17 protein-coding genes are annotated in these 20,073 nt (G+C 74.8%); 8 read left to right on the forward strand and 9 right to left on the reverse strand.

The genetic code is table 11. The annotated features are described in order from the left end of the window. Nucleotides 1-2 precede the first annotated feature (2 nt). Complete coding sequence (locus tag IEZ03_RS31645) at nt 3-671, reverse strand: lysophospholipid acyltransferase family protein (protein ID WP_184889780.1); 669 nt, start codon at nt 669-671, stop codon at nt 3-5. A gap of 211 nt (nt 672-882) precedes the next feature. Here IEZ03_RS31645 and IEZ03_RS31650 point away from each other — a divergent pair, with 211 nt between their 5' ends. From IEZ03_RS31650 to IEZ03_RS31680, 7 genes are all read left to right on the forward strand, one after another. Next, on the forward strand, nt 883-1,557 hold the full coding sequence (locus tag IEZ03_RS31650; protein WP_184889782.1) for a response regulator transcription factor: 675 nt from the start codon (nt 883-885) through the stop codon (nt 1,555-1,557). A 158-nt stretch (nt 1,558-1,715) separates the two neighbouring features. Next, nucleotides 1,716-4,391, forward strand: a complete 2,676-nt coding sequence (locus IEZ03_RS31655) for an AAA family ATPase (protein WP_184889784.1) — start codon at nt 1,716-1,718, stop codon at nt 4,389-4,391. Between the two features lie 101 nt (nt 4,392-4,492). Continuing rightward, complete coding sequence (locus IEZ03_RS31660) at nt 4,493-6,481, forward strand: sensor histidine kinase (RefSeq protein WP_184889785.1); 1,989 nt, start codon at nt 4,493-4,495, stop codon at nt 6,479-6,481. Between the two features lie 75 nt (nt 6,482-6,556). After that, the gene (locus tag IEZ03_RS31665) at nt 6,557-8,860 is read left to right on the forward strand and encodes an HAD-IB family hydrolase (protein WP_184889788.1); all 2,304 of its coding nucleotides are present in this window, start codon (nt 6,557-6,559) and stop codon (nt 8,858-8,860) included. After that, nucleotides 8,857-10,110 (forward strand): zinc-dependent alcohol dehydrogenase, encoded by a 1,254-nt coding sequence (locus IEZ03_RS31670; protein WP_184889790.1) that lies wholly within the window; start codon nt 8,857-8,859, stop codon nt 10,108-10,110. Before IEZ03_RS31665 ends, IEZ03_RS31670 begins: the two co-directional genes overlap by 4 nt. Then, nucleotides 10,110-11,687 (forward strand): NPN-dependent hydroxyacid isomerase, LarAH14/15/16 family, encoded by a 1,578-nt coding sequence (gene larAH / locus IEZ03_RS31675; protein WP_184889792.1) that lies wholly within the window; start codon nt 10,110-10,112, stop codon nt 11,685-11,687. Before IEZ03_RS31670 ends, larAH begins: the two co-directional genes overlap by 1 nt. Nucleotides 11,688-11,700: 13 nt before the next feature. Then, nucleotides 11,701-12,624: a lysophospholipid acyltransferase family protein gene (locus tag IEZ03_RS31680; protein ID WP_184889793.1), complete on the forward strand. Its 924-nt coding sequence runs from the start codon at nt 11,701-11,703 to the stop codon at nt 12,622-12,624. Nucleotides 12,625-12,699: 75 nt separating this feature from the next. On the opposite strand, the gene larC is transcribed toward IEZ03_RS31680, so the two are convergent. From larC to larE, 4 genes are read right to left on the reverse strand one after another with little or no spacing between them, the layout of a single operon-like run. Continuing rightward, complete coding sequence (gene larC / locus IEZ03_RS31685) at nt 12,700-13,437, reverse strand: nickel pincer cofactor biosynthesis protein LarC (protein ID WP_184889795.1); 738 nt, start codon at nt 13,435-13,437, stop codon at nt 12,700-12,702. Next, on the reverse strand, nt 13,434-14,051 hold the full coding sequence (gene larB / locus IEZ03_RS31690) for a nickel pincer cofactor biosynthesis protein LarB (RefSeq protein ID WP_221480930.1): 618 nt from the start codon (nt 14,049-14,051) through the stop codon (nt 13,434-13,436). Before larB (IEZ03_RS31690) ends, larC begins: the two co-directional genes overlap by 4 nt. Beyond that, a complete protein-coding gene (gene larB / locus IEZ03_RS31695; protein WP_184889799.1) occupies nt 14,048-14,737 on the reverse strand; it encodes a nickel pincer cofactor biosynthesis protein LarB in 690 nt (229 codons plus the stop codon). Before larB (IEZ03_RS31695) ends, larB (IEZ03_RS31690) begins: the two co-directional genes overlap by 4 nt. Further along, nucleotides 14,734-15,591, reverse strand: a complete 858-nt coding sequence (gene larE, locus IEZ03_RS31700) for an ATP-dependent sacrificial sulfur transferase LarE (protein WP_184889801.1) — start codon at nt 15,589-15,591, stop codon at nt 14,734-14,736. The genes larB (IEZ03_RS31695) and larE overlap by 4 nt, the downstream gene beginning before the upstream one ends. Nucleotides 15,592-15,920: 329 nt before the next feature. Between larE and IEZ03_RS31705 the strand changes: the two genes are divergently transcribed. Beyond that, a complete protein-coding gene (locus tag IEZ03_RS31705) occupies nt 15,921-16,559 on the forward strand; it encodes an HD domain-containing protein (RefSeq protein WP_184889803.1) in 639 nt (212 codons plus the stop codon). A gap of 11 nt (nt 16,560-16,570) precedes the next feature. Here IEZ03_RS31705 and IEZ03_RS31710 read toward each other — a convergent pair whose 3' ends face one another. The 4 genes from IEZ03_RS31710 to IEZ03_RS31725 form a co-directional block, all read right to left on the reverse strand. Next, nucleotides 16,571-16,735 (reverse strand): hypothetical protein, encoded by a 165-nt coding sequence (locus IEZ03_RS31710; protein WP_184889806.1) that lies wholly within the window; start codon nt 16,733-16,735, stop codon nt 16,571-16,573. A 90-nt stretch (nt 16,736-16,825) separates the two neighbouring features. Beyond that, complete coding sequence (locus tag IEZ03_RS31715; protein WP_184889808.1) at nt 16,826-18,016, reverse strand: MFS transporter; 1,191 nt, start codon at nt 18,014-18,016, stop codon at nt 16,826-16,828. An 18-nt stretch (nt 18,017-18,034) separates the two neighbouring features. Next, complete coding sequence (locus IEZ03_RS31720) at nt 18,035-18,949, reverse strand: EamA family transporter (RefSeq protein ID WP_184889810.1); 915 nt, start codon at nt 18,947-18,949, stop codon at nt 18,035-18,037. Between the two features lie 116 nt (nt 18,950-19,065). Continuing rightward, complete coding sequence (locus tag IEZ03_RS31725) at nt 19,066-20,061, reverse strand: ribonucleotide-diphosphate reductase subunit beta (protein ID WP_184889812.1); 996 nt, start codon at nt 20,059-20,061, stop codon at nt 19,066-19,068. Nucleotides 20,062-20,073: the final 12 nt, after the last annotated feature.

Consider the following 20,073-nt stretch of genomic DNA (forward strand, 5'->3'; position numbering starts at 1 on the left):
GGTCACTCCTCCTCGGCGCGGGGGTTGTAGACGCCGGCCCACTGGCGGTCGGAGAGCTTGCAGATGGCGTCCATGATCTCGTCGGTGATGACGCGGCGGGCCCGGCCGCGGGGCAGGTCGCGGTAGCGGGTGAAGTCCATCGGCTCGCCGATGCGGACGGTCGGGCGGACGCGGAGGCGGGGCCGCCAGGTGCCGAGCGGGATGATGTGGTCGGTGTCGCCGAGCGCGACCGGGACGACCTTGGCGCCGGTGGCCATGGCGAGCCAGGCGACGCCGGTCCGGCCCCGGTAGATGCGGCCGTCCGGGGAGCGGCTGCCCTCCGGGTAGATGGCGACGCCGCCGCCCTCGTCCAGGTTCGCGGCGATCTGCTCCAGCGCGCGGACGGCGGCGCGGGTGGGGCCGCGCCGGATCGGGACGTTCCCCAGCGCGAACAGCCCCCACCGGATCGCGCGGCCCGCGCGCCCGGGGAGCTCGAAGTACTCCGACCTCGCCAGGTAGCAGACGCGGCGCCCGATGACGGGCGACAGCACGAAGCTGTCGACGAACGACAGGTGGTTGCTCGCCAGGATGAACGGACCCTGCGCCGGGATGTTCTCCCGGCCCTCGACCTTCGGGCGCAGCAGCAGCCGGAGCACGGCCCCCGCCGTGTGCGAGAAGACGCCGTAGATCACGCAGCCTCCAGCGAGTCGGTTGCGAGGCCGAATCTAGGAAGGCTCCGGCGGGTGCGAATCCGCCATGTGACCAGCCTCCGCGGACGGGTCCGGCGGTTACTGTGGTGGTACGCCGATGGACAGCCGCCGCGCCACCGGACCGTTCCCCACGGCGGTCTTCCGCCGGCGGCGGGAGTCCCGGGGCAGGCGATCGTGAAGGGCGTGATCAGCGATGGCGGGCGTGGACGGCGACCTCCCCCGGGCCCCCGGTGAGCGGGGGCCGGTGGAGACCGTGCCGGACGCCATCCGGATCCTGCTGGCCGAGGACGTCGCGCTCCTCCGCGGCGCGCTGACCGGCCTCCTCGACCTGGAGCCCGACATGGAGGTCGTCGCGGAGATCGAGACCGGCGACGCGATCGTCCGGGAGGCGCTGCGGCACCGCCCGGACGTGGCGGTGCTCGACGTCGACCTGCCCGGCGTGGACGGCGTGACGGCGGCGGCGGAGCTGCACGAGCGGCTGCCGGAGTGCCGGGTGCTGATCCTGACCGGGCTCGGCCGCCCCGGCGATCTGCGGCGGGCGCTGGACGCGCACGCGCACGGGTTCGTCCTCAAGGACGTGCCGCCCGAGGAGCTGGCGACGGCGATCCGCCGGGTCGCGGCGGGCGAGCAGGTGGTCGACCCGCAGCTCGCGCTGGTGGCGCTGCGCCAGCCGGAGAGCCCGCTGACGCCGCGGGAGGCGCAGGTGCTGCGGCTCGCGGCCGAGGGCGCGGACGTCGACGACATCGCGCTCGCGCTCAGCCTGACGGTCGGCACCGTCCGCAACTACCTGGCGAGCTGCATCACCAAGCTGAACGCCCGCAACCGGATCGACGCCGTCCGCATCGCCGGCGAGTTCGGCTGGGTCTGAGCGCCACCCCGAGCCGGCCGGAGATGGCCGGATGTGGCCGGGCCGGACGGGTGTGGCGGGAGTGTGAGAAACGCATGGCCGGACCCCCGGGCGATTCACATGCGGATCGGTGTGCGGCGCACTGGCCAGGGAGAACGCCCGGTGACACGCTCCGATGCATGGCAGGGCAGTCGCTGTGCGGGCGGGCGGCCGAGGTCGCCGAGATCGAACACCTGGTGGAGCGGGCGCGGGCAGGCGCCGCCGGCGGGGTCCTGATCCTGCGCGGGGAGGCCGGGATCGGCAAGACCGCGCTCCTCGACCACGCCGCGGGGGCCGCGGCCGGGATGCGGGTCCTGCGCGGCGGCGGCATCGAGGCGGAGGCCGAGGTCCCGTTCGCGGCCCTGCACCTCCTGCTCGGCGAGGAGGAGGTGCAGGCCGGGGAGTTCTCCGGAGTGCTGCCCGCGCCGCAGGCGGCGGCGCTGGAGGCCGCGCTCGGGCTCGCCCGCCCGCGCCCCGAGGACAGGCTCCTGGTCGGGCTGGCGCTGCTGACCCTGCTCTCCGGTCCGCCGGAGCGGGGCCCGGTGCTCGTCCTGGTCGACGACGCGCAGTGGCTCGACCGGGAGTCGGCGGACGCGCTGCTGTTCGCCGCCCGCCGGGTCGCCGCCCGCGGCATCGTGTTCCTGTTCGCGGCGCGCGACGACGCCGCGTGGCCCCGCACGGGCCTCCCTGAACTCCGCCTGACCGGCCTCGCCCCCGAGGACGCGCGGCTCCTGCTGGACGAGCGCGCACCCGGCACGCCCCCCGACCGGCGCGACCGCGCGGTCGAGCAGGCGCGCGGCAACCCCCTCGCGCTGATCGCGTTCGCCGCCGCCGAGTCGGGGCTCCTCGCGCGCGTCCCGGCGGAGTTCGAGCGGGCCGTCCGCGGCCTGCCGGAACCGGCGCGGGTGCTGCTCGCCGTCGTGGCCGCCGACGGCACCGGCGAGCCGGGCGTGGCGGTCCGCGCGGCCGAGAGCCTCGGCGTGCCGTTCGGCGCGCTGGAACCGGCCGAGGAGGCGGGGCTGGTCGCCGTCACCCGCACCTCGATCCGCTTCCGGCATCCGCTGGCCCGCGCCGCCGCCTACCAGGGCGTCCCGGTCACCCGGCGGATCGCCGTCCACCGCGCGCTCGCCGCGGCGCACGCGCGGGCCGGGGACGCGGGCCCGCGGGTCCGGCACCTGTCCGCCGCCGCCCTCGGGACGGACGAGGCCGTCGCCGCGGAGCTGGAGGCGGCGGCGGGCGACCTCGCGGGCCGGCACGCGGCCCCGTCCGTCGCGGCCTTCGCCTACGAGCGCGCCGCCCGGCTCGCCGGGGACCCGGAGGTGCGCGCCCGGCGGCTGGTGTCGGCGGCCGAGGCGGAGCTGGCCGGCGGGCGCCATGAGCGGGCCCGGACGCTGGCCGACGAGGCGGCGCGGTCTCCCGGCGCGCCCGAGACGAGGGCTCGTGTCGACCTGGTGCGGGCGGGTCTCGAACTGGAGCACGGCGTCCCGGAGGCCGCCGGGCGGCTGCTGCTGGAACGGGCCGCGAGCTGCGACGACCCGGAGCTCCGGGCGCGGATGCTCGACGAGGGCGCGTTCCATGCCTGGTCGTGCGGCGATACGGAGACGGCGGCCCAGGCCGTCGAACGGCACCCGGGCGGGTCGGTCATGGTGCGGGCCCTGTCGGCGCTGCTCGGCGATGACTTCACCTCCGCCCGGCGGGTCCTGGCCGGCCTTCCGGACGGCGCGCGGGACGAGCGGCTGCGGCTGCTCGCCGCCGAGACCGCGCTGCTGGCCGGCGACGACGCGGCCACCGCCGAGCTGTCGGCGCAGCTCGTCGCGCGCTGCCGCGACGGCGGGCTGCTCGCGCTGCTGCCGCGCGGCCTCGGCGTCCAGGCGTGGGCGCGGCTGTTCCACGGCGCGCACGACGACGCCCGCGCACTGGCCCGCGAGGCGCTGCGGCTCGCCGAGGAGACCGGGCAGCGGCGGCAGGCCGCGGCGCTGCGCGCGGTCCAGGCGCGGCAGGCGGCGATCGAGGGCGACGAGGTCCGCTGCCGCGCGCTGTCCGCCGACGGGCGGGCCGGCGCCGCGCTCGGCCTGCTCGCCCTCGGCCTCGGCCGCCCCGAGGACGCCCTCGAACACCTCCAGGACGCGCACCGCGAAGCGGCCGCGCACGCTCCGTCCGCGATGCTCGCGCTCGCCGACACCGTGGAGGCCGCCGTCGCGGCGGGCCGCCCCGGCGCGGGCGCCGAGCCGATGGCGCGGCTGGCGGCGTTCGCCCGCGCCGCCGGGCAGCCGTGGGCGGACGGGGTCGCCGCGCGCTGCCGGGCGCTGCTCACCGCCGACGACGCCGAGGCGGACCGGCACTTCACGCTCGCGCTCGCATCCCACCGGGACGGCGGCCGGCCGTTCGAGCGGGCGCGCACGGAACTGCTGTACGGCGAGTGGCTGCGCCGGTCGCGGCGCCGCGCGCGGGCCAGGTCGCGGCTCGGCGCCGCGCTGGAGGCGTTCGAGCGGCTGGGCGCGGTGCCGTGGGCGGAGCGGGCCCGCGGCGAGGTGCGCGCCGCCGGGCAGGCCGTGCGGCCCTGCGACCCGCCGGGGCGGCTGACCGCGCAGGAGATGCAGGTGGTGCGGCTGGCGATGACCGGCGCGACCAACCGGCAGATCGCGGCGCGGCTGCGGCTGAGCCACCGCACGGTCGCCTACCACCTCTACAAGGCGTTCCCGAAGCTCGGCGTCGCCTCGCGCGCCGAGCTGCACCGGTACGTGCCGGCCGCCGAGGCGGGCATCGAGGCGGGCATCGAGGCGGGCATCGGGGCGGGCGCCGAACGTCCCGCGTGACGGTCCCTGGCGCCTCCGCCACATAAGTGTTCGGCCCGAAATATCCCTTGATCGTGCGCCTGCGCCGTTTCATCATCCGATGGGACGGCGTTGGGGGGCCCGTGGACGTGGCGCGATCGTACGGATCCGCTCGGCGACCGGCGGCGGACCGCGGCCGCACCGGCCGGACACCGCTGTTCGCCCGCGTGATCACCGGCATGTACCTCGTGCTGATGCTGCAGACGAGGCTGGTGAAGCAGGCCGAGACCGGCCCGTCCCACATGCTGCTGTCGGCCGCCATCGTCATCACCGGCATCTTCGGCGTGCAGTGGCTGCTCGTCCTGTACGGGCCGCGCTCGCAGCGCCCCCGCCGCTGGGTCATCGCGACCCACCTCGCGGTGCAGACGGCGCTTGCCCTGCTGCCGCTGGCGGTGTTCGGCACGCACTGGTACCCGGTCGTCGGCGGGTTCCTCGCCGGGGCGATGCTCCTCCTGCTGCGTCCGCCGCTGTCGTGGTTCATGGTGGGCCTCGTCGCCGCCGCCGAGGGCCTGCTGCGCTACTACCAGGGCTGGTCCGCGCAGGACGTCTCCTTCTGCGTGATGGCGACGGTCATGGTCGGGCTGTCGATGTACGCGCTGACCCGGCTGTCGGGGTTCGTCCGGGAGCTGCACGCCACCCGGGAGCGGTTCGCGGCGGCCGCGGCGGCGCGGGAGCGGCTGGAGGCGGCCGGCAGCCTGCGGGCGGTGCTGGGCGCGGCGCTCAGCCGGATCGAGGCGGTGAGCCGGCGCGCCCGCGACCGGCCGCCGGCCGACGCCGCCGCGGCGCGCGCCGACCTGGACGAGGTGGCCCGCACCGCGCGGCGCGCCGCGACCGACGTCCGGTCGATCGTCGGCGCCCTCCAGGGCCCCTCCCCCAGGCGGGACCGGCCGGGACGCGTCACGCAGTCGCGCCTGGCCTGGACGATCCTCGTGTTCCTCACCGTCGGTTTCGGCTGGCAGCAGGTCATCTACGTCCACACGGGGACGGACGGGTCCTGGCGCGCGACCGGCGCGGCGGTGGTCGTGGCCGTCGCCATCGCGGCGCTGCAGCTGCGGCACTCCTCGACCGTGCTGCGCGGGACGCGGCCCAGGTTCGGGGCGTGGACGCTGTCCGCGCAGGTCCTGCTGGTCTTCGTGCCGTACGCGCTGCTCGGCCCCGCATGGGCGACGATGGCGTGCCTGGCCACCGGCTCGGTGCTGCTGGTCTCGCGGGGGCGCCGGGCGTGGGTCCTGTTCTCGCTGACCATCGCGATGTGGTGCGTGCCCGCGCTGTGGGCGTCGTACGGCACGCTGTCCTACCTCTACACCGTCGCGATCTCGGTGCAGATCGGCGTGGTCGTGTTCGCGCTGTACCGGCTGCCGCAGCTGGCCCGCGAGGTCGACGTCGCCCGCGAGCGGCTGGCGCGGATGGCGGCGCTGCACGAGCGGCTGCGCATCTCCCGCGACGTCCACGACCTGCTCGGCCTGGGCCTGTCGACGATCACGGTGAAGGCGGAGCTGGCACGGCGGCTGGTCACCGCCGACCCGGCCCGCGCGGCGGCCGAGCTGGACGAGCTGGCCGCGCTGGCCCGGCGGTCGCGGGCGGAGGCCAGCGCCGTCGCCGAGGAGGACAGCGCCCTGTCGCTGCGGGACGAGGCGGTCTCGGCGCGCGCCGCGCTGGCCGCCGCGGGCGCCGAGGTCCACCTCGACCTGCCGGATCCCGCGGAGCTGCCCCCGTCCTCCCCGGTGGACGGCGTGCTGGCGGCCGTCCTGCGGGAGTCCGTCACCAACGTCCTGCGGCACGCGCACCCGGAGCACTGCGCCATCACGGTCACGTCCCGCGACGGGATCGTGCGCCTCACCGTGCGCAACGACGGCGTGATCCCCCCGGCGTACACGGGCTCCGCCCCCGGCACCGGCAAGGGCCTGTCGAACCTGACCGCGCGGACCCGCGCCCTGGGCGGCCGGCTGTCCGCCGGGACGGACGGGGGCGGCGGGTTCGCCCTCGTCGCGGAGATCCCCCTGCACCTGGGGGTGCGGAGGGAGGAAGAGCCCCGTCACATGACGGATTCGCTGCTTCCCTTCCGTGCCTAGCGTCCCTGGCATGACGCAGGACTTCGATTTCCACCGCTGCGCGCGTAAATCCGGCGTCCTGGGGGGGCGGGCCTCATGAGTGAGAGCGTGCACGACGGGCTGGCCGGGCGCACCGTCCTGCTGACCGGCGTCACCGGCTTCATCGGGCAGGCGCTGCTGGAGCGGCTGCTGTCCGGGCATCCCGGCACCCGCGTGGTGACGCTGCTGCGGGAGCGGCCCGGCGTCACCGCGGAGCAGCGGCTCGACGAGCTGCTCGCCAAGCCGGTGTTCGCGCCGTGGCGGGAGCGGACCGGCGAGGACGCGGCCCGCGAGATCGTGCGGGACCGGGTGCGCGTCGTCCCGGCCGACATCACCGAATCCGTCCCGGAGCTGCCGGACGACGTCGACGTGGCGATCCACGGCGCGTCCATCGTGTCGTTCGACCCGCCGATCGACGAGGCGTTCGCGACCAACGTCGTCGGCACGATCGACCTGTACGAGGCGGTCCGCCGCGCCGGGGAGCGCGCCGGGAAGACCCCGCACATCGTGCACGTGTCGACCGCCTACGTCGCAGGTTCCCGCAAGGGCATCGTCCCGGAGACGACCCTCGACCACGAGGTCGACTGGGCCACCGAGCTGGAGTACGCGGTCGAGGCGCGCCGGACCGTCGAGCGCGACTCGCGGCGGCCCGAGGTCCTCGGGCGGCTGCGCGCCGCCGCGCTCGGCGAGCAGGGCAAGGCGGGCCCCACCGCCGTGGCGGCCGACACCGAGCGCCGCCGCCGCGAGGAGGTCGACAACCGGCTGACCGACTACGGGCGCGAGCGGGCCCGCAGCCTCGGCTGGCCCGACGTGTACACCCTTACCAAGGCGCTCGGGGAGCGCGCGGCCGAGGAGACCGCCCGCGACCTGCCGCTGTCGATCGTGCGTCCCGCGATCGTGGAGAGCGCCCTGCGGCACCCGTACCCCGGCTGGATCGACGGGTTCAAGATGGCCGACCCGCTGATCCTCGCCTACGGGCAGGGGATGCTGCGCGCCCTCGCCGGCATCCCGGACGGCATCGTCGACATCATCCCCGTCGACATGGTGGTGAACGCGCTGCTCGGCGCCGCCGCCCAGGTGCCGGAACCAGGTGCCCCCGCCTACTACCACGTGGGGTCGGGCGCCCGGAATCCGCTGACGCTGCAGCGGCTCGTCGAACTCGTCCAGGGCTACTTCGCCGAGCACCCGCTGCCCGGCACCGACGGGCGCGGCGCGATCCGCCCCCGCGACGTGACGCTGCTCAGCGACGGCCGCGCCGAGAAGATGCTCGGCACGGCCGAGCGCGCGATGGACCTCGCCGAGCGCGCCCTGCTGATCCTGCCCAGCGGCGAGCGCACCCGCGGCTGGCAGCGCACCCTGCACAAGCAGGGCCGCGAGGTGCGGGCGCTGCGCCGCTTCCGGGACCTGTACGGCGCGTACGGCGCCGCCGAGGTCGTCTACGCCGACACCGCCACCGTCGCGCTCGACCGGTCGCTGCCGGACGGCGCCGGCTGCGACTCGGCGGTCATCGACTGGGACCACTACCTCCGCGAGGTGCACTGCCCCGCCGTGACGGGCGCGTTCCGCCTCGCGCCGCCGCACCACCCGCAGCCGCGCCCGGCGCTGACGTCGGGCCGCCCGGCGCCGCCCGCGGTGCGGTTCGAGGAGCGCCGCGACGTCGCGGCCGTGTTCGACCTGGACGGCACGATCGTCGCGTCCGACGTCGTGGAGGCGCACCTGTGGGCGCGGCTGCTGGACGTCCCCGTCCGGTCGTGGCCGGGGACGCTGCTGCCCGTCCTGCGCTCCGCGCCGCGCTACCTGCGCATGGAGCACCGCGACCGGGGCGAGTTCCTGCGCGAGTTCGTCCGCCGGTACGAGGGCGCGAACGAGGCGCGGCTGCGCGCGCTGGCCCGCGAACGGCTCGCGGACGTGCTGCTGCGCCGGGCGTGGCCGCAGGCGATCCGGCGGATCCGCAGCCACCGCGCGGCCGGGCACCGCACCGTGCTGCTCACCGGGACCGTGGACGTGTTCGTGGAGCCGCTCCGCACCCTCTTCGACGACGTGCTGGCGGCGCGGCTCCGCGTCGTCGACGGGCACTTCACCGGGCATTTCGAGCATCCCCCGCTGATCGGGGAGGCCCGCGCCGCGTGGCTGCGCTCCTGGGCCCGCGAGGAGGGCGTCGACCTGGCCGCGAGCTGGGCGTACGGGGACCACTACTCGGACCGCCCCGTCCTGGAGCAGGTCGGCAACCCGGTCGCGGTCAACCCCGACCCGCGCCTGTACCGGCACGCCAAACGGGAGCGCTGGACGATCGCGGACTGGGACGGCGACACCGGCGCCGTGTCCACCCTCCTCGACGCCGCTCTGGAGGAGGCCCGATGATCCTGGCGCTTGAGTACCACCGCTCACCCGCCCGCTACCTCGCCGCGGCGCGGCTGCCCGGCCGGCTCCGCCCGGCGGCCGTGCCCTCGCTCGCGCCGCTGCGGCTGTCGCACCGGCAGCCGCCCGGCCCCCCGGGGCCCGGCTGGGTGCGGCTGCGGACCGTCCTGTCGGGCATCTGCGGGTCCGACCTGGCGATGGCGGCCGGGAAGGTGTCCCCGTACCTGGGGCCGCTCACGTCGATGCCGTTCGTGCCGGGCCACGAGGTGCTCGCCGAGCTGATGGACGACGTCGACGGCATGCCCGCGGGCACGCGCGTCGTCATCGACCCGGTGCTGCCGTGCCGCGCCCGCGGCACCGGCCCCTGCCCGTCCTGCGCGAGCGGCCACGAGAACAGGTGCGACCACGTGAACGCGGGACGCATCTCCTCCGGGCTGCAGACCGGCTTCTGCGCCGACACGGGCGGCGGCTGGTCGGAGCGGCTGGTCGCGCACCGCAGCCAGCTGCACCGGGTGCCGGAGTCGCTGCCGTCCGAGCGGGCCGTGCTGGCCGAGCCGCTCGCGTGCGCGGTGCGGTCGGTGCGCCGCATCGACGTCCCGCGCGGCACGACGATCGTCGTGGTCGGCGCCGGGACGGTCGGGCTGCTGACCGTGCTCGCGCTGCGCGAGCTGACCGCCGCCGGGCCGATCATCGTCATCGCGCGGCACGCCGGGCAGCGGCGGCGCGCCCGCGCGCTCGGCGCGACCGAGACCATCGACCCCTCGGCGGCGCTGCGCGGGCTGCGGCGCATCACCGGCGGCTCGCTCGTGCGCCCCGAGCTCGGCCCCGGCTACCTGCTCGGCGGCGCCGACATCGTCATCGACTGCACCGGCGGGGAGGGGCTCGACACCGCACTGCGCCTCGTCCGGGCGGGCGGGACGGTGCTGCTGTCGGGCATGCCGTCCAAGCCGACCGACCTGACGCCCGCCTGGTACCGGGAGCTGAACGTCGTCGGGTCGTACGCCAGCCGCGGCGCGGACGACTTCGGGGCCGCGATCGACCTGGCCGCACACGACGCGCTCGACGGGTTCGTCGACAGCGTCTACCCCCTCACCCGCTGGCGGGACGCGCTGTCGCACGCGCTGTCCGCCGGCCGCTCGGGCAGCGTCAAGATCGCGTTCGCCCCGCAGAACGGCGGCACCCCCGCGCTGCACGGCGAGGCGTCCTCGAACGCCGGCGGCACCGACCATCTCGACCGCGAAGGAGCCCTTTGATGAGCAGACCGGGACTCGTGCTGGAGGTGGACGAGCGGACGCCCCCGATCCTGGTGCACGAGGGAGAGGGGTTCCGGCTGGAACGCTTCCCTCTCGGCACCCGCGTGATCTACCCGCCGGACTCGCTGCCCGGCCTGCGCGACCTGACCGGCCGGATCCGCGACGCGCTGCTGAACCCGCTCGGCAGCGAGCCGCTCCCCGAGCTGCTGCGCTCCGGGATGCGGCTGACGATCGTGTTCGACGACCTGTCGCTGCCGCTGCCGCCGATGCGGGCGCCCGACGTCCGGCAGCGGGTGATCGAGCAGGTCCTGGAGATGGCCGCCGCCGCGGGCGTCGACGACGTCGAGCTGATCGCCGGCAACGCGCTGCACCGCCGGATGACGCCCGCGGAGATCAAGCACATCGTCGGCGAGCGCGTGTTCACCTCGTTCTGGCCGGACCGGCTCCGCAACCACGACGCCGAGGACCGCGACGACCTGAAGTCCCTCGGGCAGACCCGGCACGGCGAGGACGTCGAGATCAACCGGCGGGCCGTCGAGAGCGACCTCATCGTCTACGTGAACATCAACCTGGTCGCGATGAACGGCGGCGCCAAGTCCGTCGCGGTGGGGCTGGCGTCGTACAAGAGCCTGCGGCACCACCACAACGTCCACACGCTGCGGCACTCCCGGTCGTTCAACGACCCGCCGAACTCGGCGATGCACCACTCCTACGACCGGATGCACGAGCTGCTGTCGGAGTCGGTGCGGGTCTTCCACATCGAGTGCACCCTCAACAACGACCAGTTCCCGTCGCCGTTCGAGTTCCTGAACAAGCGCGAGTGGGAGTGGACGCTGAAGGACCAGGCGAAGTTCCTGGCCGCCAAGCGCGCCAACGACCTCGCCCCCGCGGGGGCGCGGCACCGGGTGTGGCAGGGGATGCGGGCGCCGTACGGGGTGACCGGCGTGCACGCGGGCGCCACCGACCAGGTCCACGAGCGGACGCTCGCCGCCGTCCACCGGCAGCAGCTCACCGAGGTGCACGGCCAGTCGGACGTGCTGATGCTGGGCCTGCCGTATCTGTGCCCCTACAACGTCAACTCGGTGATGAACCCGATCCTCGTGTACAGCCTGGGGCTCGGCTACTACTTCAACATGTACCGGGGCAAGCCGCTCGTCCGCGAGGGCGGCGCGCTGATCATGTACCACCCGATGAAGTCGGAGTTCCATCCGCTGCACCACCCCTCGTACATCGACTTCTACGAGGAGGTGCTGACGCAGACGACGGACCCGGCGACCATCGAGACGAAGTACGAGGAGCAGTACGCCACCGACCCCTGGTACGTCCACCTGTACCGGAACTCGTACGCCTACCACGGCGTCCACCCGTTCTACATGTGGTACTGGGGCGCGCACGCGCTGTCCCACCTGGGCGACGTCATCTGCGTGGGCGCCGACCGCAAGGTCGCGTCCCGGCTCGGGTTCCGCGCGGCCAGCACCCTGGCCGACGCCCTGGAGATGGCGGGCGAGACGGTCGGCCGCAGCCCCAGCCTCACCTACCTGCACACCCCGCCGATGACGCTGGCGGACGTCCGATGAAGGGAGCCGTCCGATGAGCGGGGGGCGGATGAAGCTGGCCCAGGAGATCCGGTTGCTGCGGCGCGGCCGCGACTGGCGCGGGCGGGCTCCCGCGCCGCGGTCGGCGCAGCCGTGGACGGAGGGGCCGCGCACGCGGTCGTTCCCCACCGAGTGGGCGCGGACGCCCCTCGCCGCGGCGGCCCGGACGGTCGCGTTCGACGGCGTGCTGCGGACGGTCACCTGGAGCCAGACGAGGCCCGAGGTCCACGGCCTCGACCTCCTGGAAGGGGTGAAGGGCCCGGTCGTCTTCGTCGCCAACCACGCCAGCCACCTCGACACGCCGCTCATCCTCGGCTCGATGCCGGCCCAGGTGCGCCGGCGGGTCGCGGTCGCCGCGGCGGCGGACTACTTCTTCGACGCCCGCTGGCGCGCGGTCGCGACCGCGCTCACCTTCAACGCGTTCCCGATCGAGCGGCGCGGCGTCGAACGCTCCCTGGACCTCGCGTCCGAGCTCATCGAGGACGGCTGGAGCCTGCTCCTCTACCCGGAGGGGACCCGCTCGCCGGACGGCTGGGCGCGCCGGTTCCGGATGGGCGCCGCGCTGCTGTGCCGCGAGCACGGTATCCCGGCCGTCCCGCTGGTGCTGCGCGGCACGTACCAGGCGATGCCGCGCGGCGGGTTCTGGCCGAAGCCCGGCCGCCCCGTGGTGTCCGTGCGCTACGGCCGCCCGATCGCCTGCGAACCGGACGAGTCGACGGGCGCGTTCAACGGGCGGCTGGAGGACGAGGTCGGCCGGCTGTGGGTCGAGCACGACGAGGGCTGGTGGGCGTCGCTGCACTCCCAGGACCGCCGCCGCGCCCCGCGCGGGCCGGAGGCGTCGGAGTGGCGCCGCAAGTGGGAGGCGACCCGTCCGCAGCCGCCTTCGGAGCGCCACCACCGAATCTGGCGCCGCCGCTGACCACCTCGTTGACTTGCGGCGTGTTGTTGTTATGGCGGGCCGGATAACAACAACACGCCGCAAGTGAACGTTGGTTCAGCGCGGGTCTGGGGTCTCGCCCAGTACCACCTGGGTCACGTTCGGGAAGTCGCCGAAGGTCTTCGTGCCGGCGCCGAAGCCGTTGGCCGTTACCGTCATCGCGGGCATCGGGCCGAAGGCGTCGGCGAGGGTCACCAGGAGCGCGGTGCCCGTCGGGGTGGCCATCTCGGCGTCGATGTCGTGGCCCTGCATGGGCGCGCGGGCGCGGGCCAGCAGCTCCACGACCGCCGGGCCCGGGTTGGGGATCAGGCCGTGCCGGCACCGGATGAAGCCCCGCCCGACCGGGATCGGCGCGGCCCGGACCTCGTCCACGCCGAGGGTCTCCAGCGCGGCGCACGTCCCGACGATGTCGACGATCGCGTCGTGGCCGCCGACCTCGTGGAAGTGGACGTCCTCCGGGGGCGTCCCGTGCACGGCCCCCTCGGCTTCGGCGAGCGTCCGGAAGACGGCGAGGGCCCGGTCCCGCACCCGGTCGGGCAGGGGCGCGGAGCCGACGAGGTCCTCGATGACGGCGTGGGTCCGGGACACGGCGTCGTCCTCGACGCCGACGACGGCCCGGGTCGCCGCGATGCCGCGCCGCGACACCCGCTCGGTGTCCAGGGACCAGCCCGGGACGCCGAGGCCCTTCAGCATCACGCGGACCTCGCCGAGGTCGGCGCCCGCGTCCAGCAGGGCACCGAGGGCCATGTCGCCGGCGACCCCGGCGAAGCAGTTGACGTAGGCGACGTTTTTCATGCGAGCAGCCTCCAGGCGAGTACCGCGGCCCCGAGGCCGTCGTCGATTCCGGTTGCGGCGAGGCCCGGCGCCCCCGAGGTGAGCAGCGCCGCGAGTGCCGCGAGACCGCCGTCCGAGCTGCCGTAGCCGACGCTCGTCGGCACCGCCACCACCGGGCGGGACGACAGCCTGGCCACGGCCGACGGCAGCGCGCCGTCCATGCCCGCCACGACGATGAGGAGCCGCGCCCGGTCGAGCTCCTCCCGGACGGCGAGGAGCCGGTGCAGCCCTGCGACGCCGACGTCGGCGGTGAGCGTGGCGGGCAGGCCCAGCGCGGACGCCGCCGCCAGGGCTTCTTCCGCCACCGGCAGGTCGGCCGTCCCCGCCGAGACGACCGCCACCGGCCGCGGCACCCACGAGCACGGCCGGGGCCGCGGGCGGGTCAGCACCACGAGCCCGGACCGCGGGTGGTGGACGGCGTCGGGCGCGGCCTCGCGGGCCGCCTCGTACTGCCGCCGGGAGGCGCGCCTGAGGAAGGCCGCCTCCGCGTCGCGGGCGAGCAGGTCCTTGACGCACTCGCGGACCCGGTCCAGGTCGAGGTCTCCGGCGTCGGCGGCCGCGATCGGACGGCTCACACGTCCCCCTGCTCGTCGATGTGGCGGGTGTTGATGAGGTGCGCCGAGTATCCGGCGCCGTACCCGTTGTCGATGTTGACCACGACAACGCCTGGCGAGCACGCGTTCAGCGCCGACAGCAGGGCGGCCTTCCCGGGCAGGTGCCCGCCCGCCGAGGTCGGCAGGGCGATGACCATGCGGTCCACCAGCCCGGACACCAGCGTCGGCAGCGCGCCGCCGGTCCCGTCGGCGACGACGAACACCTCGGGGCCGTCCTGCTCGCGGAGCCAGCCGGGCAGCGCGGCGGGGTCGTGCACGGGCGCGTCGTACCGGCGCACGACGCGGCTGCCCATCGCCTCGGCGACCAGCGCGGCCTCCTCGGCGGCGGGCTCGTCGGCGGGCCGGCCGCACACGATCTCGACGCGTCCGGCGCCCCGCCGCGCGACCGGCGCAAGCACGGCCAGCCGGGCCCGCTCGTTGACCACCGCCCCGGGGAACGCCGCGCGCAGCGCGCGGAGGGTCTCCGCGGAGGCGCGGGTCGCGAGGACATTGGTCGCTCCCGCGCCGGTCAGGCTCTCCGCGATGGCGACGACCTCCGCGGTCGTCTTGCCCTCGCAGAACACCGCCTCCGGATGGCCGCGGCGATGGCTCCGGCCGAGGTCGACGCGGGCGAAGCCCAGCTCGGCGACGGCGTCCGGAGTGGTCACGAGGCGGCCGCCCGCAGCCGGGGGAGGCCGAGCACGGCGTTGTGGCTGCCCTGCCGGTACGGCTCCAGGTCCAGGGTCACGTAGCGGAAGCCGGCGTCCTTGAGCAGCGCGGCGATCTCCGGCGCCCGCGCGGCGACGCGCCCGATGTCGGCCGCCTCCACCTCGATGCGGGCCAGGTCGCCGCCCTGGTCGCGGACGCGGAACCGCCCGCCGAACCCGGCGCGGCGCAGCGCGTCCTCGGCGTCCTCGACCCGCCGCAGCGCCTCCCGCGTGACCGGCACCCCGTACGCGAGGCGCGACGACAGGCAGGCCGAGGCGGGCTTGTCGGACGCCGGCAGCCCCAGCCCGCGGGCGGCATCGCGGACGTCGGCCTTGCTCAGCCCCGCGTCGACCATCGGAAACCGGGCCCCCATCCGGCGGGCGGCGCTCTGCCCGGGGCGGTGGTCGCCGAGGTCGTCGGTGTTCACGCCGAGCAGGACCGGCCAGTCCCCCGCCTCCGCGGCGACCGCGGCCAGCACCGAGACGAGGGCCTCCTTGCAGAACCGGCACCGGTCGGCGCCGTTGGCCGCGTAGCGCTCGTCGTCCAGCTCGCGGGTCGTCACCACGCGGTGCCGCATCCCGAGCCGCGCGGCCTGGGCGCGGGCGTCCGCCAGCTCGGACCGGGCGAGCGACGGCGAGTCGGCCGTGACCGCGAGGGCCCGGTCCCCGAGTTCGCGGTGCGCCAGGTAGGCCAGCAGCGAGCTGTCCACCCCGCCTGAGTAGGCGACCACGGCGCCCGGGAGCGCGGCCAGCGACCTGCGCAGGACGGAGACCTTCGGCGTGTCCGGCGGCCGCGGAACGGGCCTGTCGGCCATAGAGCATCTCCTTCGGCGTAGTCCTCCGGGTGCGACGCTAGACGCGGGGGAAGGACGCCGAATCCGTCATCCGACGGGCGGCTTGCCGGCGCGGCGGTCTGCTCGGCATGCGCACGGCACGGCGCCCGCCAGGCCGCGAGGAAAGGTTCTGAGCACGATCCCGGCCTGGCGGGCGCCGTGTGCTTCCAGGTGTACCCACTATTGCAACTAAGTCGCACCTAGTTCCAGTGCGCATTTATCGCGGCAGGTCACGCGGGGGGTTCGGGCATACCCGGGGCGCGGGCGGGCATGGGTGTCGCCATCGCCGAAGCCGAGGAGGCGGAGAGAGCATGAGCGAGTCGATCGCGGGCGTGCCCGTCCCGGACAGCGCGCTGGCGCGGGAGGCGACCGAACTGGTGCGCGAGGCGGCGTCGCCGCTGCTGTTCGACCACTCCCGGCGCGTGTTCGTCTGGGGGGCGCTGCGCGGGCGCGCGGAGGGGGTCCAGTTCGATCCGGAGCTGCTGTACGTCGGGGCGATGTTCCACGACCTGGGGCTGACCGAGCTGTTCCGCCGCACCGACCAGCGGTTCGAGATCGACGGCGCCGACGAGGCGCGGCGGTTCCTCCAGGCGCACGGCGTCTCCGGCGAGGAGGCCGACCGGGTCTGGACGGCGATCGCCCTGCACACCACGCCGGAGATCCCGCTGCACATGGCCCCCGAGATCGCCCTGGTCACCCGGGGCGTGGAGCTGGACGTGCTGGGCATCGGCTACCACGCGGTCTCCGACGAGCAGCGCGCCGCGGTGGTCGAGGCCCACCCCCGGCCGGACTTCAAGAACCGGATCCTGGCCGCCTTCACCGACGGCATCAAGGACCGGCCGGACACGACGTTCGGCAACATCAAGGCCGACGTCCTCGCCCACTACGTGCCGGGGTTCGTCCGCCGCGACTTCGTCGAGTTCGTCCTGGACTCCCCCTGGCCCGAGTAGTCCGGGGTCCGTCAGTGGCGGCGGCCCGTGCCGCCACCGCCGCCGCGGAATCTGGACAGGAGCCGGCGCGCCTTGGCCTGGGTGCGCGGGTCCCGGGCCATCCGCTGCGCCTTCGCCCTCGTCCGCTGCCCCTGCGGGCTCGCGAGGTATCTCTTGATCCTGTTCACTACGGGCATGTTCCGCTCCTCGGGTGGTGTTGACTGCTCAACGTCTGCCCATTCAAAAGAGTTCGGAACGTGTCGCGGAGTGCTGCTTCCGTTCGCGGATCACACCTTCCGGGCGGTTCGGACGGTCAGCAGGGTCAGCGCGGTGAGGACCGCTGCGAACCACAGGGCGGCGGTGGTGGACGCGCCGTCCACGATGAGTCCGCCGAACAGCGCTCCGAGGGCGATGGCGAGGTTGAACACGACGGTGTTCAGGGCCGTGACGGCCTCGGTGTGTCCGGGTGCCGCCTTGAAGATCCACATCTGGACGGCGACGGGATAGCCGCCGAACGCCAGGCCCCAGAGGACCAGGAACGCGACACCGGTTCCCAGCGTCACGCCGACGAGCGGGAACAGGGCCAGGACGAGGGTGATCAGCACGGCGACGGCGACGAGGGTCGCGCGGACGTTGCGTGCGGCGGCGCTGCCGCCGGCGAAGGTGCCGACGATCCCCGCCACGCCGAACACGAGCAGCAGCGGCCCGATGAGCTTCTCGTCGACGCCGGAGACCTCCTGGAGGATCGGGCTGACGAAGGTGTACGCCGCCAGGTGCCCGGTGACCAGGAGGAAGGTGGTGGTGATGAGCGCGCGGACGGCGGGGATGCGGAACAGCCCGAACATGCCGCCGAGCCGGACGGGGTCGTCGGCGGGGATCCGCGGCAGCAGCGCGAACAGCGCGGAGAGCGCGACGAGGCCGAGGCCGGCGAAGGTGAGGAACGCGATGCGCCAGTCGGTGAGCCCGCCGATCAGGGTCCCGGCCGGGACCCCGAGGACGTTGGCCGCGGTGGCGCCGCCGAAGGCGATCGAGGTGGCGCGCCCGACGTGCGCCTCCGGGACGAGCCGGACGGCGATCCCGGCGGCGAGCGCCCAGAACCCGCCGATGCTGATGCCGATCAGGAACCGCGCGGCGAGCAGCGTCGGGAAGTTCGGGGCCAGGAACGACAGCGCGTTGGCGACCACCATCAGCGTGATCAGGCCGATGAGGACGGCGCGGCGGTCCAGGCGTCCGATCATCACCGGGACCAGCAGCGCGCTGACGGCGGCGACCAGGCCGGGCACCGTGACCATCAGGCCCGCGGTGCCCTTGGAGATCCCGAAGTCGCCGCCGACGGAGGTGAGCAGGCCGACGGGGAGCTGCTCGGCCGTCACGACGAGGAACGTCCCGACCGCGACCGCCGCCACGGCCAGCCAGCGTTTGAGGGAGACGTGCTCGGGGACGGGCCCGGCGCTCGCGGGGGCGTCGATGTGCGTCATGGTGCAGTGCTCCGAACGTCAGGCGGCCAGGTCGGCCGAGGACCGCGGGACGCGCGGTACGGGGGCGGGCGGCGCCGGCGGCCTCGCCGGGATCTGGCCGAGGAGCATTCCGGCGAAGGCGATGACCATGCCCAGCAGCTGGAGCGGGGTGAGCGCCTGGCCGAGCGCGGCCCAGCCGATGACGGCCGCGGACAGCGGGCTCAGCAGGACGAGGAACGCGACCGAGGTGGCGGGCAGGCGGGAGATGCCGCGGAACCAGATCCAGTACCCGATGGCGGTGCCGAAGACGGCGAGGTAGAGGTAGCCGGAGATCGCGGCGCCGTCGAGCGCGGGCGGCGCGCCCTCCGCCAGCAGCGCGACGGGCACGAGCAGCAGGCCGCCGGCGGTGAGCTGCCAGCCGGTGAACGGCAGCGCCCCGACTCCGTCCGGGCGTCCCCAGCGCTTGGTGAGGACGGTCCCGGCGGCCATGGACGCGGTCCCGGCGAGCCCGGCGATGATCCCGGTGGTGTCGAGGACCGCGTCGGCGCGCAGGACCACGAGGCTCACCCCGAACACGCCGATGACTCCGGCGAGGAGCTTCTGCCCCGTGGGCCGCTCGGACAGCAGGAGGCCGGCGAGGGCGAGCGTGAACAGCGGGCTGGCCGCGCCGAGGATGGCGGCGACGCCGCCGGGCAGCCGGTAGGCGGCCAGGAACAGCAGCGGGAAGAACACGCCGATGTTCAGCGCGCCGAGCACCGCGGCCCGCCAGACCCACACGCCGCGCGGCAGGACGCGGGCGATGAGCAGCAGCGCCAGCCCGGCCGGCAGCGCGCGCAGCAGCGCGGTCAGGAGCGGGCGGTCGGGCGGGAGGAATTCGGTGGTCACGGCATAGGTCGATCCCCAGACGACTGGGGTGAGGGCGGTGAACGCGACCGTCCCGGGGGTGCCCGACATCTCGATACCTTCGTGTTGATTATCTTAATACTAAGATAATCGCCGCCATGAGCTCTAGCGTCAAGTAGGTCAACGTTGAGATTTATTCCGTCGGGCACGCCCGGGACGGGCCGGGGTCAGAACGCCTCGTCGAAGGCGACCGTCCCCTCCACCCCGATCTGGTAGGCCGAGACGCGGCGCTCGAAGAAGTTGGACAGCTCCTGGACGTCCTGCAGCTCCATGAACGAGAACGGGTTCTGCGCGCCGTAGCGGGGCGGGAGGCCGAGCCGGACGAGCCGCTGGTCGGCCACGTACTCCAGGTAGGTGCGCATGTCGGCGGCGCTCATCCCGGACAGGCCGTCCCCGCACAGGTCGCGGGCGAAGCCGGACTCCGCCTCGACGGCCTCCTCCATCATGCGGGTGACCTGGGCGGTCAGCTCCGCGTCGAACAGGCCGGGCTCCTCGGCCCGGACGGTGTCCACGACGGAGAACGCGAACTCCATATGCATCGACTCGTCCCTGAAGACCCAGTTGGTGCCGGACGCGAGGCCGTTGAGGAGGCCGCGCGACCGCAGCCAGTAGACGTAGGCGAAGGCGCCGTAGAAGAACAGGCCCTCGATGCACGCGGCGAAGCAGATGAGGTTCAGCAGGAAGGCGCGGCGGTCGGCGGCTGTTCGGAGCTCGTCCAGGGCGCCGAGCGAGTCGATCCAGCGGAAGCAGAACTCCGCCTTCGACCGGATGGACGGGATGTGCTCGATCGCCGCGAACGCCTTGGCGCGCTCGTCCTGGTCGGGCAGGTAGGTGTCCAGGAGCGTCAGGTAGAACTGCACGTGGACGGCCTCCTCGAACAGCTGCCGCGACAGGTAGAGCCGGGCCTCCGGGGCGTTCACGTGCTTGTAGAGGTTGAGCACCAGGTTGTTCGCCACGATCGAGTCGCCGGTCGCGAAGAACGCGACCAGCCGGTTGACGAGGTGCCGCTCGGCGGGCGCGAGGCGGGCGAGGTCGACGAGGTCGGACGCCAGGTCCACCTCCTCGACCGTCCACGTGTTGCGGATCGCGGCGCGGTACCGCTCGTAGAAGTCGGGGTAGCGCATGGGCCGCAGGGTCAGGTCCATACCGGGGTCGAGCAGCATGCCGTTTCCTTC

The organism is Actinomadura livida (assembly GCF_014648675.1).
GTDB classification, from domain to species: Bacteria; Actinomycetota; Actinomycetes; order Streptosporangiales; family Streptosporangiaceae; genus Spirillospora; species Spirillospora livida.